General features: G+C 53.2%; 10 protein-coding genes and 1 riboswitch. Of the genes, 8 read left to right on the forward strand and 2 right to left on the reverse strand.

The features are described 5' to 3' along the window. Window positions 1–13: 13 nt before the first annotated feature. Together ACTID9_RS02365 and ACTID9_RS02370 are read right to left on the reverse strand one after the other, a co-directional pair. Entirely contained in the window at window positions 14–787 is a 774-nt protein-coding gene (locus tag ACTID9_RS02365) for an ABC transporter permease (RefSeq protein WP_441072364.1), read from the reverse strand. A 51-nt stretch (window positions 788–838) separates the two neighbouring features. After that, window positions 839–1,897, reverse strand: coding sequence for an ArsR/SmtB family transcription factor (locus ACTID9_RS02370; RefSeq protein WP_441069666.1), 1,059 nt, complete (start codon window positions 1,895–1,897; stop codon window positions 839–841). An 80-nt stretch (window positions 1,898–1,977) separates the two neighbouring features. Between ACTID9_RS02370 and ACTID9_RS02375 the strand changes: the two genes are divergently transcribed. The 8 genes from ACTID9_RS02375 (at window position 1,978) to tnpA (ending at window position 14,237) form a co-directional block, all read left to right on the forward strand. After that, window positions 1,978–2,100 (forward strand): hypothetical protein, encoded by a 123-nt coding sequence (locus tag ACTID9_RS02375; RefSeq protein WP_441069667.1) that lies wholly within the window; start codon window positions 1,978–1,980, stop codon window positions 2,098–2,100. A 69-nt stretch (window positions 2,101–2,169) separates the two neighbouring features. Then, on the forward strand, window positions 2,170–3,735 hold the full coding sequence (locus tag ACTID9_RS02380) for an ABC transporter substrate-binding protein (RefSeq protein ID WP_441069668.1): 1,566 nt from the start codon (window positions 2,170–2,172) through the stop codon (window positions 3,733–3,735). A 221-nt stretch (window positions 3,736–3,956) separates the two neighbouring features. After that, entirely contained in the window at window positions 3,957–5,924 is a 1,968-nt protein-coding gene (locus ACTID9_RS02385) for a methyl-accepting chemotaxis protein (RefSeq protein WP_441069669.1), read from the forward strand. Window positions 5,925–6,131: 207 nt separating this feature from the next. After that, on the forward strand, window positions 6,132–7,700 hold the full coding sequence (locus tag ACTID9_RS02390) for a glutathione ABC transporter substrate-binding protein (RefSeq protein WP_441072366.1): 1,569 nt from the start codon (window positions 6,132–6,134) through the stop codon (window positions 7,698–7,700). A 329-nt stretch (window positions 7,701–8,029) separates the two neighbouring features. Continuing rightward, a riboswitch (purine riboswitch) is annotated at window positions 8,030–8,128 on the forward strand. 87 nt (window positions 8,129–8,215) lie between these two features. After that, on the forward strand, window positions 8,216–9,658 hold the full coding sequence (locus tag ACTID9_RS02395; protein WP_441069670.1) for an NAD(P)/FAD-dependent oxidoreductase: 1,443 nt from the start codon (window positions 8,216–8,218) through the stop codon (window positions 9,656–9,658). 98 nt (window positions 9,659–9,756) lie between these two features. After that, window positions 9,757–12,807, forward strand: coding sequence for a response regulator (locus ACTID9_RS02400; protein WP_441069671.1), 3,051 nt, complete (start codon window positions 9,757–9,759; stop codon window positions 12,805–12,807). A 107-nt stretch (window positions 12,808–12,914) separates the two neighbouring features. Then, the gene (locus ACTID9_RS02405) at window positions 12,915–13,625 is read left to right on the forward strand and encodes a response regulator transcription factor (protein ID WP_441069672.1); all 711 of its coding nucleotides are present in this window, start codon (window positions 12,915–12,917) and stop codon (window positions 13,623–13,625) included. Window positions 13,626–13,838: 213 nt separating this feature from the next. Further along, the gene (gene tnpA, locus ACTID9_RS02410) at window positions 13,839–14,237 is read left to right on the forward strand and encodes an IS200/IS605 family transposase (protein WP_441072368.1); all 399 of its coding nucleotides are present in this window, start codon (window positions 13,839–13,841) and stop codon (window positions 14,235–14,237) included.

The raw sequence follows: 14,237 nt of genomic DNA on the forward strand, positions 1-14,237 counted from the left end.
TAGGCACTCTCCTTTAGCCAAAAATAGTTTCCAGCACGCGTTTTTCCATACGACGCATCGTTCCCCAGCCGATGGTCAGATAGGCAAGCGACAAAAATCCCATGTGGATCAGCTGCGGTGTGACATCCGCCAGGCCATGCCCTCCGATCACCATCTGGCGGAAGGCGTCCAGGGCCGGGGTAAGCGGCATGATCATGCTGAGCGGCTGCAGCCATTCCGGCAAGAAGGCGATGGGAAAAGTAACGCCGGAGACAAATGTCATGATGACAAACAGCGTGTTTTGGGTGATGTACGTATCGCGGAACCGCAGCATCAGGCTCCCCAGCACCAATGCCTGACAGAAGAAGGCGGCCGTCGCGCAAAGCCAGATCACGATTGCTCCTGTGATGTTGGTGTGCGCCAAAGTCAGTCCGAACGGAAGACCGAACAGCAAAATCACGCCAAATTCAAACAGCGTCCGCGTCATTTGCTGCAGCACATTGCCGATAAAATACCCTTTGCGCGACGATGGCGTGAGCAAGAGCGATTCCAGCGTCCCTTCCCGCAGCTCGGTAATCAGCGAGCGGCTCACATTCATCAGCGTCGAGACGGCAAACGGTTGGAAAATTCCGCCGAGAATCACATAGGTCAAATAATCCGAGGTACCGGCAAACTGGGCAAATCGGCTGTCCAAGCTCCCGCCGAACACATAGGTGTACGTGAAGTAGGCAAAGAGCACCGTATAGATGCCCGCCAAAATGTGGCCGATGACAAACGAGAGCGGATAGGCGCGAAGCATGACGAGCATATTGCGGGTAAAAGTCGCCCGGGCGATCAGTAACACTTCGATTTCCTCCTTTTACGAAAGTTCGGGGTCCGGCAAATCGATGAATTCATGAATATCGACAGCCAGCCGCTCGATTTTGTCGGGGATTCCCCGGTAAAAAACGTAACGCCCTTTGCGTTCCCCCCAGATGTAACCGGCCTCAAGCAAGATTTTGATATGCTTGACGACCGCAGGCTCGCTGATGCCGTGCATGTCGGCCAACTGCTGGGTGCAGTAGGAATGGAGCAGCAGGTTTTTTAAGATAGTCACGCGCGTCAAATCGCTGAACACTTTCATTTTCAAGATGAAATCAGCCGGGATGCCAGGTTTCTCCGTCGAGCCGGGGATATGGAGCGCCAAGCCGACGCTGATCCGTTCCCCATAGATGCCGAGCAGCAAATGGGGGGAGACGAAGGTGGACGGGTGGACCACGATCTGCTGCAAATCGGTATAGCGGAACTGATACGTGTGCGCCTTGTGAAATTGCAAAAAATCGTCGTGCAGCTGCAAACGCGGGTGGATTCTGTCCATAAACGCGAGCGGCTCTTTTTGCAATCGCTCCTGCGACTCGTGTACCGACTGGATGATCCAAGGTTCGATCCGCCGTTGTTCGACCGCGTAGTAGGGAAGATAGGCGTAGCAAAACTCCAAAAACGCGCGCTTGGCAGCGAGCGGCCGACGAATCAAGTCGCGTTCCTCCGGGGCAAGCTGCTCCCAACCATCGGACGTACGCCCCTCCATCCAGCTCTGCAGCTGCTTGGGGTGAAAGGCAGGGCCGAGCATCGCCTCGATGAATTCTACGGGAGTAAGCGACTCGACCCGTTCCAGCCCGGCTTCCACGCTTGGATAAGCCGACTCCCGCCATGGCTCAAAAAAATCAAGGACATGGAGAAAGCCGTGGGAGAGGGTATGGAATGCCAAAAGCTCTTCAGCAAGCGTTGTCGGCAGCTGCTCGGTCAACGCTTCCGCCCATTTCAGCCGGGTCGTATGATGAGTCGGATTGCCCGCCACATGCAGACTGAGGAAAAATTCGTAGACGGGCAAATAGGAGAGCGTCACATGTTTTTGCAGCCAGAGAGCTAAGTCCTGCATCTCATCACCCCTTTCAATTAACCGATTGGTTTATTCATTTTCGCTGATGGCAAAATTATCGATAGTATGAGGGGCGCCTGATGAGTTGTCAAGAAGCCAATCAAAATCTTTTGCCTGAAAAAATGAAAAATGGTAAAAAATCTGCAAATAGAAGTAAAGATAGTGCAATCAAAATTACAGAAAATTTCTTACTATCAAAATAAGCAAAAAACGGGACGCGCTCGTTTTTGCACAGCAATTCATATCTTTTTTCTGCAAGAGGGGGTACTTACATGAAGAAACAGATCGTTGGCGCCGTGCTTGCCTTGTCAGTTGCATTGACAGGATGCGCATCATCACCGCAGAGCCAAGAGGCAGCAGGCGGTAAAACAGAGCCGACCGCCGCAGCACCAAAAGAAGGGGGCACGCTGGTGATCGCGCGACTCAGCGATGCCAATAACCTGGACCCGCATTTCAGCACGCAGATCAACTCGATGGCCACGATTCAGCACAAGGTATACGAGGGCTTGGTCCTTCTGGATGCCAACAGCGAGTACAAGCCTCTGCTTGCGACCGAATGGAAGCAGCTCGACGATTTGACATGGGAATTCAAGTTGCGCCAAGGCGTGGAATTCCAGGACGGCACGCCGTTCAACGCGGCAGCAGTGAAGAAAACGCTCGAACGCATTTTGGATAAAAACAATCCGACTCCAAAAGCGAACATGTTCGGAATGATCAAAGAAGTGAAAGCCGTGGATGACAGCACGGTGCAAATCGTGCTGAGCTACCCGTTTGCCGGATTGCTCTCCATTCTGGCCAGTGCGGAAGGGGTCATGATCAGCCCGGCCGCAATCGACAAATATGGCAAAGACTTGACGAAGCACCCGGTTGGCACCGGTCCGTTCACCTTTGAATCGTGGACTCCAGGCCAGGAGATCGTTTTGGTGAAAAACGAAAAATATTGGGGCACCAAGCCGAAGCTGGACAAGGTCGTCTTCAAAACCGTTCCGGAAGATGCGACCCGCGTCGCAATGGTCGAGGCGGGCGAAGCGCAAATCGCCGAGCAGTTGCCTGTGACCGAAATCGAGCGCGTGCAATCGTCGGACACAGTCACGCTGGGCCGCTTTGAATCGTTCGCCGACGACCATATCGGCTTCAACACGAAGAAAAAGCCGTTTGACGATGTCCGTGTCCGTCAGGCGATCGCACATGCAATCGACAAGGAAGCGATCATCAAAGGGGTTTACAACAATGTCGGGAAAGTGGCCAACTCGACGCTGGGGCCAAAGGTCATCGGTTACAGCCCGAATGTGAAAGGGTTCGATTATGATCTCAACAAAGCGAAGCAGCTGCTCGCTGAAGCAGGCTATCCGAACGGCTTCAAAGCAACTGTTTCGTTAAATGACAACAAGGCGCGGATCAACGTCGCTGAAGTGCTACAGTCTCAGCTCAAAGGCATCGGCATCGATCTGCAAGTCAATGTGATGGAATTCGGCGCGTACATCGACGCTGCATCCAAAGGCAACACCGACATGTTCATCAGCGGATGGGGCAATGCGACAGGCGACGCCGACTACAACCAGTACAACCTGTTCCACAGCAGCTCTGCAGGCTTGCCAGGCAATCATGCCTTCTACAACAACAAGGAAGTCGACAAGCTGATTGAAGACGGCCGCAAAGAAAAAGATCCGGAAAAACGCAAGCAAATCTATGAAAAAGCACAGGAGATCGAATCCCAGGAAGTGCCGTACATCCCGTACCGCAGCTCCGAAAACCTGGCGGCGATCGCCAAAAACGTCAAGGGTGCGTGGATCAGCCCATCCGGCTATCTGGAGATCAATGATGTGACATTGCAATAAAAAAATGTGTGACGTCCTAGCGAGGTCTGCCTTTCCCAACGGCAGGCCTCGCTTTTTTTCCCTGTGTTTTTATTCCTTTCCGGCACATTGGAGCGTTTCAACTTTTGTTCATTCGGGTACATGTCGGAATAACGAACATTGTCCGACTGAAATGAGCACGCCAAGAGGACGATGATCAATGTATTTTACCCACGGTACCGTGGAAATGGGAGAGAGGCTTTATGCGTATTAGACTGAAGGGATCATTAAAGACGAGACTCATCACATCATTCGCCATTTTACTGCTGGTTCCCAGTCTGTTGATCGGCATTCTGTCCTACCAAAACGCGAAAACAAAAGTTGAGGACCAGATGGTAGCAGGCGGGAAGGATACGGTGTACTTTTTAAACAACACCATCGATATGCTGGTGAGCCCGAAAGTTCATCAGATCCAGTATTTCGCCCAAACCTTGAAAGCCAAGGGCGATCAGCCGCAAGACAGGGAAGAAGCCAAATTGCGGCTGGAGCAATACATCCGCACACAGCCGGAAATCTTAAACGCCTATTTGGGCACCGAGACCGGAAAGATGTTTATCACGCCAAGCGAGTTGCCAGCCGATTATGACCCACGAAAGCGCGGCTGGTACAAGCAGGCAATGGAGAAAAAAGGAGAGCCATACATTACTGAACCGTACCAAGATCTTGGCACTGGGAAAATCGTCGTCTCTGTTGTGATGACGACCCAGGATGGAGCGGGCGTAGTCGGATTTGACCTGAGCCTGGAAAAACTGAGCGAGCTGGCCAAAAATTTCAAGATCGGCAGCGAAGGGTACGCTTATATTTTGGATCAAACGGGAAAGGTGCTTGTCCACCCGACTCTGGAAAGCGGAACCGAGGCCAAAGGCAGCCAGTTTGCCCCGGTTTTTGCCCAGGAGAGCGGCACGTTCAGCAATCAGGAGGGCGGTAGAGCGACGCAGACGATTTTTGCCACCAACAAGCTGACGGGCTGGAAGCTGGCGGGCGTTCTGCCGGCATCCGAGCTGGAGCAGGCGGTCGCGCCGATTTTCAAGTCTTCGTCAGTGGTCATCGCAATCGCCATCATTTTGGGAGCGGCGGTCATCGTGCTGATCGTGCGGTCGATTACCAAACCGCTGCGCCGCTTGATGGAGGCGACCTTCAAAATCAGCCAGGGCGACTTGCGTGAACGCGTTGCCATTGATGCAGACGATGAGCTGGGGCATCTGGCGGCCCGGTTCAATCAAATGGTCGACTCGCTTGCGGCGCTGATTACCGGCGTGCGCCAAACCGTGGACCAGTTGGCTGCTTCCTCAGAAGAGCTGACGGCCAGCTCACAGCAGACAGCCGAGGCATCGGAGCACATATCGGCCTCGATTCAGCAGGTAGCGGCGAGCGCGGAGACACAGGTGCAAAGCGTGCGCCAGAGCGAGGAGTCCATCGGGCATTTCTCCATCGGGGTTCAGCAAATTTCGACAAGCGCCGTGCATGTTTCCCAGGCGGCATCGAACTCTTCCGATCTGGCCGAAACCGGCAGCACATCGCTGGAAACCGCCGTCCGGCAGATGGGGAAAATCCACGAAACGATCGCGAATGTGTCCAGCGTGATTCAGGGGCTGGGCAATTGCTCGCAGGAGATCGGGCAAATCGTCGAAGATATTACCGGGATTGCGTCGCAGACCAATCTGCTCGCGCTCAATGCGGCGATTGAAGCGGCGCGGGCAGGTGAGCAAGGACGCGGCTTCGCGGTCGTCGCAGATGAGGTGCGCAAGCTGGCGGAGCAATCGTCCCGTTCTGCAGCCAAAATTACGGGGCTGATCGCGACCATTCAGAGCGAAACGGCGCAGGCGATCCAATCGATCGCGGCAGGCTCGCAAGAAGTCGAGACCGGCATGAAAGTAGTGGCCGAAGCAGAGGAGTCATTTGGCAAAATCAAGCGCTCCGTGCAGGAAGTCACCGGCCAAATCCAGGAAGTGTCGGCAGCTTCCCAGCAAATGTCGGCAAGTACAGACCAGCTTCTCGGCGCATCCCGGGTTATCCGGGAGCTGGCAGTGGAAACCGCCACCGGTGCGGATGGCATTTCAGCCGCAAGTCAGCAGCAGCTGGCAGCGATGGAGGAAATCTCCTCGTCGGCATTTGCTTTGTCTACGATGGCTGAGGAGCTGCAGGAGATGGTTTCCAGGTTTCAGGTGTAAGAATCGCAGTCGTCACAAAAATCCCCTCGGCACGTTTCGGGGGGATTTTGCGTTTTCAACAAAAATAAAAATAGTAAAGATAGTATAAAATAATGTAAAGATCATGTAACTCACTTTACTGAATATTTTCTATAATCCTTACTAAGAAGCGTGCCGCCAACAATCGGCATGGCTCGACAGGAAAATGAAACAGGGGGTTACGTAATGATGAAGAAACAACATGTGCTCGGATCGCTTCTCGCGCTGTCCCTCGTCTGCACAGGCGTTCTCGCTGGCTGCGGATCGCAGCCGGAGCAGTCGGCGACATCAGGGTCAGCGGCAGAAGCGCCGAAAGCCGGCGGGACGCTGATCGTTGCGCGCAAAGCCGATGCGAACAATCTCGATCCGCAGTTCATCTCCAATATTCCTTCGGCCAACTACATTTTTGGCAAGGTGTATGAAGGCTTGGTCAAAACCGATAAAGACATGCAATATCAGCCATCGCTTGCCACCGAGTGGAAGCAGGTGGATGACCTGACATGGGAGTTCAGGCTGCGCGAGGGCGTGACATTCCACGACGGCGCGCCGTTTAACGCGGAGGCAGTGAAAAAGACGATTGAGCGCATCCTCGATCCGAAGGTGAAATCGCCGCGCGCGAGCGTTTTTTCCATGGTGAAGGAAGTGAAAGCGGTGGACGAGCATACCGTGCAATTCATCCTCTCCTCGCCGTATACGCCGCTCCTGTCGATTTTGGCGAGCAACGAGGGCAGCATGCTGAGCCCGAAAGCGATCGCAGAGCATGCCGACACCTTGTCCAAAAATCCGATCGGAACCGGCCCGTTCAAATTTGAATCGTGGACGCCGGGGCAAGAGATGATTTTGGTCAAAAACGACAGCTACTGGGGCCAAAAGCCAAAAGTCGACAAGATCGATTACAAGGTCGTTCCGGAAGATACGACACGCATCGCGATGGTGGAAGCGGGCGAGGTGCATGTCGCCGACCAATTGCCGGTAACCGAGCTGGAGCGGGTGCAAACCTCGCAATCGATGAACCTGGTTCGCGCAGAGGGACTGGGTGTCGAGTACATCGGTTTCAATACGCAGCAGAAGCCGTTCGACGATGAGCGCGTTCGTCAGGCAGTCGCGCATGCGATCGAAAAAGACGCCATCATCAAAGGAGTCTACAACAACGTGGGCAATCGCGCGGTCACAGCGCTTTCGCCAAAAATGGCCGGCTTCAACACCAAGCTGGAAGACTACAATTACGATGTGAACAAAGCCAAGGAGCTGCTGGCGGAAGCGGGCTATCCGAACGGCTTCAAAACCTCCATCGTGACCGATGACCGCAAAGAGCGCATCAATGTGGCAGAGGTCATTCAGTCCCAGCTGAAAGGAATCGGCATCGATCTGGAAATCAAAGTGATGGAGTACGGCGCTTACCTCGATATGACAGACAAAGGCCAGCATGCGATGTTCATCGGCGGATGGGGCAATGCGACGGGGGATGCGGACTACAACCAGTACAACGTGTTCCATTCCAGCTCCAAAGGCAGCGCGGGCAACATCGCCTTCTACAACAATCCGGAAGTGGACAAGCTGATCGTGGAAGGACGCAAAGAGCAAGATCCGGAAAAACGCAATGCGATCTACGCCAAGCTGCAGGAGATCGAGCTGAAAGAAGCGCCGGTCATCCCGATCCGCACCATCGACCATATCGCGGCAGCGGGCAAAAATGTCCAAGGCTTCTGGCTCAACCCGATCGGCTACCTGATGGTGAATGACGTAACCGTCCAATAAAACGAACGACTGTCACCATGGGGAATGTTTTGTTCGGGAATTTCATGGCGGACATCCTGTTGTCAACAAGTGTGCAGGGAAGCAAAATGTTTGATGACAGCAAACTCGCGGACAGCGGCCCGCCTTGAAAACGATGAAAATTCTGGCAGGATACTGAAAAATAAAACCGTGTGCGGATCGCATTTTGTGCGTGAAACATTCGGTTTTTATTTATTTGATGGCAGCTATTAGCAAAGAAACACAATACCGAAAACGATAAACACGAATGAAATGGCAAATGTGATGTTGACAGACGATAATCGGATGCTATAGAATACGATTGTCGAAAAAGTTAATAGCATTGTCTGATTCGTATATCCTCAAGATATGGTCTGAGGGTCTCTACAAGGAACCGTAAATTCCTAACTACGAATGATATGCCTGACGTATATCATTCCGTAGGTAGGAGTTTTTTTGTTGTGTTCGTTACCTTATTTTTCAACAACTAGTTACTTTTGTCATCGGGAGGAAAAAGAATGAGCAACCAATACGATGTGATTGTAGTAGGAGCAGGACCAGCAGGCATCTTTTTGAGCTATGAATTGACTTTGCGTTCACCTGAACTGAAAGTATTGCTGATCGATAAAGGGCATGACATCTATGCGCGCCGCTGTCCGATTTTGGAGGAGAAGATCAAGCTTTGCCCGCCGCCGGCAGGCAAAAAAGATTTCGCAGGCTGTTTGCCGGCCTGTTCCATCACGAGCGGATTTGGCGGGGCGGGCGCGTACAGCGACGGAAAATTCAATATTACGACGGAGTTCGGCGGCTGGATGACCGATTACTTGTCGCCTTCAAAAGTGCTGGAGCTGATTCAGTATGTGGACAGCATCAATTTGCAGCACGGGGCTACGACATCCATCACCGATCCGACGACCGACACGATCAAGAGCATCGAGCAGCGCGGTTTCGCGGCGGGGCTCAAGCTGTTGCGGGCACAGGTCAGACACTTGGGCACCGAGCAAAATTTGGAGATTTTGAAATCGATATTTGAATATTTGAAAAACAGAATTGACATGATGTTCAAGACGGAAGTGGAAGACTTGATCACCGTGAAGGAAGACGGTCGCCATGTCGTCAAAGGCGTCGTCCTGAAAAACGGGGAGGAATATCATAGCGATTATGTGGCGATCGTGCCGGGCCGTGACGGTTCCGCATGGCTGACCGACATTTTGAAGAAGCGCCGCTTGAAAATGTACAACAACCAGGTCGACGTCGGCGTCCGCGTGGAAACATCCGACGTGGTGATGCAAGAGATCAACGAGCATCTGTATGAAGGCAAATTTATTTTCAACACCTCTGTCGGGACGCGCGTGCGGACGTTTTGCAGCAACCCGTCCGGCCACGTCGTGGTAGAGAACCACAGCGGCATTATGGCGGCCAACGGCCATTCGTACAAAGACCCGGCGCTCGGCTCGAACAACACCAACTTCGCGCTGCTTGTATCGCACAAGTTCACCGAGCCGTTCGACAAGCCGAATGAGTATGCGCGCGAGATTTGCAAGCGGGCGAACGATTTGTCGAGCGGCGGCGTGATCGTGCAGAAGTACGGCGATATCATTCGTGGCAGACGCTCGACCGAGGGGCGGATTCGGGAAGGCTTCCTGGAGCCGACGCTGAAAGAGGCTGTGCCGGGCGATTTGGGACTGGTTCTGCCATACAACACGATGAAAAGCCTGATTGAAATGATGGAAGCATTGGATAAAGTCACGCCGGGCATCGCCTCGGAGCACACCTTGTTCTACGGGGTGGAGGCCAAATTTTACTCGGCGCGCCCAAAGCTGACCGAAGAGTTCGAGACGGAGATTGCCGGCTTGTACTGCGGCGGCGACGGAGCGGGCATCACCCGCGGCCTGGCGCAAGCGGGAGCGGCCGGCGTCTGGATCGCGCGAAGCATTCTGGGCAAAGCAGCGGCAAACTAACATAAGTAGCGGTACGAGAGAGATCGGTGCAGGCGCAAATCGCCCAAGCACCGGTCTTTTTGCTTTTGCTGAAATCTTTTACAATAAAGGAAGAAAACATGTCGAAGACCAAGGGGAACGAAATGAAAAAGTCGCTTCGTCTACGGACCATTGTCAATTTATTGGTCATTACGAGCATCACGCTATCATTCGTCGGCTGGTACAATTACCGCGAAGCGAAAAAGGGCATCGTCGAATCCTTGGAGTACAACGCCATGACCAAAATCGCCTCCCGCGCCTACGACCTGTCCTCCATGCTGAAGACAAGGCTGGCTGAGCTGACGGTCATGAGCCACACGAACTTGATCCGATCGGGAACCGATCAGGAGAAGCTGGCTTATTTGATCCGGGAAAAAAACCGCCCGGGTAACGCGCTCATCCGCTCATTCGGCTTTGCAGATATGAACGGGTTGGTGAAGCTGACGACGGGCGAGACGATTCCGTTCGAGTCGAGACAAAATCCCTATTTGCGGCTTGCGCAAAGCGGCAAAAGCGTGGTGATGGACCCGACGCGCAGCCAGATTCAACCGTACAGCCTGATTATTCCGCTCATCGCTCCGGTTTACGATGACCAGAACCGGATGATCGGATTTTTGAGCGAAACCTTATACGGCAGAAGTGTGTTCATGGAGTATACGGATATCAAGATCGGCAGCTCCGATCAAGTGATGCTGGTGCAGCGCGACGGCCGGATCATCCATCATGCCGATTCGAGCCGGAGCCTCACCTATTTTTCGTCGGAGGAAAATGGAGCGCTGCAAACGGTGCTGACCGATATGGCGGAGAAGAGCAATGGCTTCCGCGAGGTGACGCTGCATGGCTTGCAGCAGATCGCAGTGTATGCACAGGTGCCGGACACCGACTGGTTCATGATGCTGCTTGTGCCGTTGGCCGATTTTGAAGAGCCGCTACAACATGTGCTGTTGACTACGCTGCTTTCGATTCTCGCAAGCGACATCTTCCTGGCTACAATGATTTACCTCCTTTTTGAGAGCGTTCTGAAGCGAATCCAGCAAATATTGAGAGTGACGGAACGCGTGGCGAGCGGTGATCTCAACGTCAAACCGATCCCGATTGTGGATCAGGACGAGATCAGCGCCTTGGCCGTCTCGGTGAACCGGATGGCGGATAATTTGCGCCATCTGTTTGAAGAGCAAAAACGGGTGCAGGGCGAGATGATCATAGCCAGGCAGGAGGCGGAAGAAGCCAACTTGGCGAAAACGCATTTCCTCGCCCGCATGAGCCACGAGATTCGCACCCCGCTCAACGGCATCATCGGATTGACCCAGCTCATGCAAAAAACAAAGCTGACCGATATCCAGATGGATTACCACGGAAAAATCATGGCTTCGTCGCGGGCTCTGCTTTCCACGATCAACGAAATACTCGATTTTTCCAAGATTGAGGCGGGCAAGCTGGAGTTGGAGCAGAGTCCGTTCCGGCCTCAGGAAGTTATCCGCCGATTGGCCGATACATTGAGCGTCTTTCTGGGCAAAAAACAGATCGAGTTCATCATCGATATGGAAGAGGACATCCCTGATCGGCTGATTGGCGATCAGCTGCGGCTTGAGCAAGTGTTGATGAACTTGTGCAGCAATGCCATCAAATTTACCGAAGACGGCTGCATCGATGCCAAAATCGAGCGGATTGCCGCCACAGAAGAGACGGTGACGATCCGTTTCAGCGTCGAGGATACCGGCATCGGCATCTCGCAGGAACAGCTCGATAAGCTGTTCGAGCCGTTCACCCAGGCAGATGGATCGACCAGCCGCAAGTACGGCGGAACCGGACTAGGCTTGGTCATCTCACGCAATCTGATCGAGATGATGGGCGGCCAATTGGAGGTTGTGAGCGAACGCGGGAAAGGGAGCAAATTTCAGTTTACGCTTGCGTTCCCGATCGCAGCTCCGGTCATCGAAAAACCCGTTGCGGCGAATGCCGCCTATCGGGATGTGCGGGTGATGGTGGTGGAGGACAACCGGCGTGTTCGCGTGGCTCTGCATGAGATGCTGCAAACGTACTCCTTTAAAAAAGTAACGTGCGTCAATTCCTGGCAGGCCGCCTTCCAGCTGCTGGAGCGGGAACCTGCGGGCTACGACTTGCTCCTGTTGGACATGGAGGCTCCCGACATGTATGGGCCGGACACGCTGGCACGGCTGCGGGAGACGATTCAGGGCACAGGCTGCGCCGCTATTGCGATGACGACGGCTTACGGACGTGATGAGCTGCTGCGCATGGATGCCGCTGCCAGGCCGGATGCGGTCATCGTCAAGCCGATCAGTCGCTATGGCGTCATCCAGACGATCACGGCTGTTCTCGACCGCCGCAGCTCCGAGAGGGAGGTTGCAGCTGCGGCCGCCGTGGTGGAGCATCCGCTGCACGCTGCGAAAGAAACACGCGGGCACATTTTGCTCGCCGAGGACAATATCGTCAACCAGCAAGTGGCGGAAGAGCTGCTGCGCTACCTCGGCTATACGGTGACGTTGGCCGCGAGCGGCAAGGAAGCGCTTCACCAGCTGGAGCTGATGGATTTTGATTTGATTTTGATGGACATTCATATGCCGGAGATGGACGGCTATGAAGCGACGACCCGAATCAGGAAAGACCCGCGCTATGCCGATTTGCCGATCGTCGCGATGACAGCGAGCGTGATCAAAAAAGAGCACGACAATTGCTACCTCGTGGGCATGAACGACATCATCACCAAGCCGATCGATGTGAATGAAATGTTTGAGACGATCGGAAAGTGGATCAAAAACAAGAAGAAAGGACCGGCGATCAACATGGGGCAGGCGCTGCAGAGGCTGGATGGCAAGGTGCAGATACTGGCCCATACGCTGCAGACGTTTCAGCGCGAGTACCAAGGATTTGCCGAAGAATTCCGCCGGAAGATGGACGAGCAGGATTGGAAAACCGCGAGAAGGATGGCTCACACGCTCAAAGGGGTGTCAGGCAACATTTCCGCAGACGGCGTATTCACGGCGGTCAGTGAGTTGGAGCTGGCCGTCTTGCCCGACCAACCGGACCCGACATGGCCAGACAAGCTCGAACAGGTGGAGCAGCAGCTGCAAAAGGTGTTCGAATCAATAAAAATGTTGGGAAATGTCTAACACTTTCTTAACAAATTGTGGATAGTAGCCTATAATAGAGGAAAAGTATGTGGAAACTATTAAATACTCCTAACACTTTTTTAACGTGTGGGAAGGTGTGGTCATAGATGGATAGGGTACTAATCATAGAAGACGATCCCATCATGGGTGACATGATCGCCATGTATCTCACCGAAGAGGGTTTTTTGGCAAAGCGGGCGGAACTCGGCAAAAAAGGGCTCGCGCTGTTGCCGGAGTTCAATCCGGATGTGGTGCTGCTCGACCTGGTGCTGCCCGATGTGTCGGGCATGGAGCTGTGCAGCGAGCTGCGGCGGATTTCGCCCGTGCCGATCCTGGTGGTTTCCATGAAGACCGATGTGTCGGAACGAGTCGATGCGCTGCTGGCCGGGGCGGATGACTTCTTGTGCAAGCCGTTCAGCATGCGGGAACTGACGGCCAAAATCGGGGCGATGATCCGCAGAACGCATTTGAATCAGGCAGCGGAGAACGCGAGGCAAGGCATTGCAGCGACAAGCATTGTCGAGAAGCAGGAACCGATCGTGCTGGACATGGAACGGCGCGCGATCTATGTCGACGGCTATTATGTCGAGACGACCTTCTCCGAGTTTGAAATGATGCGGCTGTTTTTGACGAATCCGGGCAAAGTATTCAGCCGGGAAGAGCTGATCAATGAGCTGCGCGGCTTCGACTCATTCGTGACGGAGCGTGCGATTGATGTGCATATCGCCAATTTGCGCAAAAAAATCGAAGAGAATCCGAAAGAGCCGAAGCACATTCGCACCGTCTGGGGTGTAGGCTACAAGTTCGTGATGGGGTAAGAGCAAGAACCGCTTCCTTTATAAAGGGAGGCGGTTTTTTTACAGTAATTGCCGACTGAAAGCCCACGGTTTCAATCGTGGGATGAAAGACGGCTTTGCCCGAACATCCCTCCATGGGATGGGCAGGGCAAACACATAGCACATGTGCGAGTGCGATTCTTTTTCTTTTTATATTTATTGTTTCAGTTTGACTCCAGTACGAATACAATCGTCATATGGGAAGAATATAGACGTACAGCTACCACAGTATCTCTCATCAACTATCATTTTGTTTTTTGCCCTCGTTATCGAAGAAAAGTGTTAGTGACACAGGTGGAAATTCGATTCAAGGAACTACTTGAGATGATATGCCAAGAGAACGACTGGCGTATTGTAGCAATGGAAGTCATGCCGGATCATGTCTATCTGTTCCTGAACTGTCTTCCCACTGACTCTCCATCAGACATAATGGCAAAAGTGAAAGGAGTGTCATCTCGAATATTGAGGCAAGAATGTAAGCATCTTGCTCATTTGCCGAGTCTGTGGACACGCTCTTTTTTCGTAAGTACAGCAGGAAACGTATCAAGCGAAACAGTACAACGCTATGTCGAAGAACAAAAGAAAAGGGGGTGA

The sequence above is a fragment of the Brevibacillus fluminis genome, assembly GCF_052072235.1.
GTDB classification, from domain to species: Bacteria; Bacillota; Bacilli; order Brevibacillales; family Brevibacillaceae; genus Brevibacillus_D; species Brevibacillus_D fluminis_A.

Bases quoted from the DNA above. Each gene is read 5' to 3' on its own strand.
- ACTID9_RS02365 (WP_441072364.1), bottom strand. From the start codon at position 787: ATGCTCGTCATGCTTCGCGCCTATCCGCTCTCGTTTGTCATCGGCCAC.
- ACTID9_RS02370 (WP_441069666.1), bottom strand. From the start codon at position 1,897: ATGCAGGACTTAGCTCTCTGGCTGCAAAAACATGTGACGCTCTCCTAT.
- ACTID9_RS02375 (WP_441069667.1), top strand. From the start codon at position 1,978: ATGAGTTGTCAAGAAGCCAATCAAAATCTTTTGCCTGAAAAAATGAAA.
- ACTID9_RS02380 (WP_441069668.1), top strand. From the start codon at position 2,170: ATGAAGAAACAGATCGTTGGCGCCGTGCTTGCCTTGTCAGTTGCATTG.
- ACTID9_RS02385 (WP_441069669.1), top strand. From the start codon at position 3,957: ATGCGTATTAGACTGAAGGGATCATTAAAGACGAGACTCATCACATCA.
- ACTID9_RS02390 (WP_441072366.1), top strand. From the start codon at position 6,132: ATGAAGAAACAACATGTGCTCGGATCGCTTCTCGCGCTGTCCCTCGTC.
- ACTID9_RS02395 (WP_441069670.1), top strand. From the start codon at position 8,216: ATGAGCAACCAATACGATGTGATTGTAGTAGGAGCAGGACCAGCAGGC.
- ACTID9_RS02400 (WP_441069671.1), top strand. From the start codon at position 9,757: ATGTCGAAGACCAAGGGGAACGAAATGAAAAAGTCGCTTCGTCTACGG.
- ACTID9_RS02405 (WP_441069672.1), top strand. From the start codon at position 12,915: ATGGATAGGGTACTAATCATAGAAGACGATCCCATCATGGGTGACATG.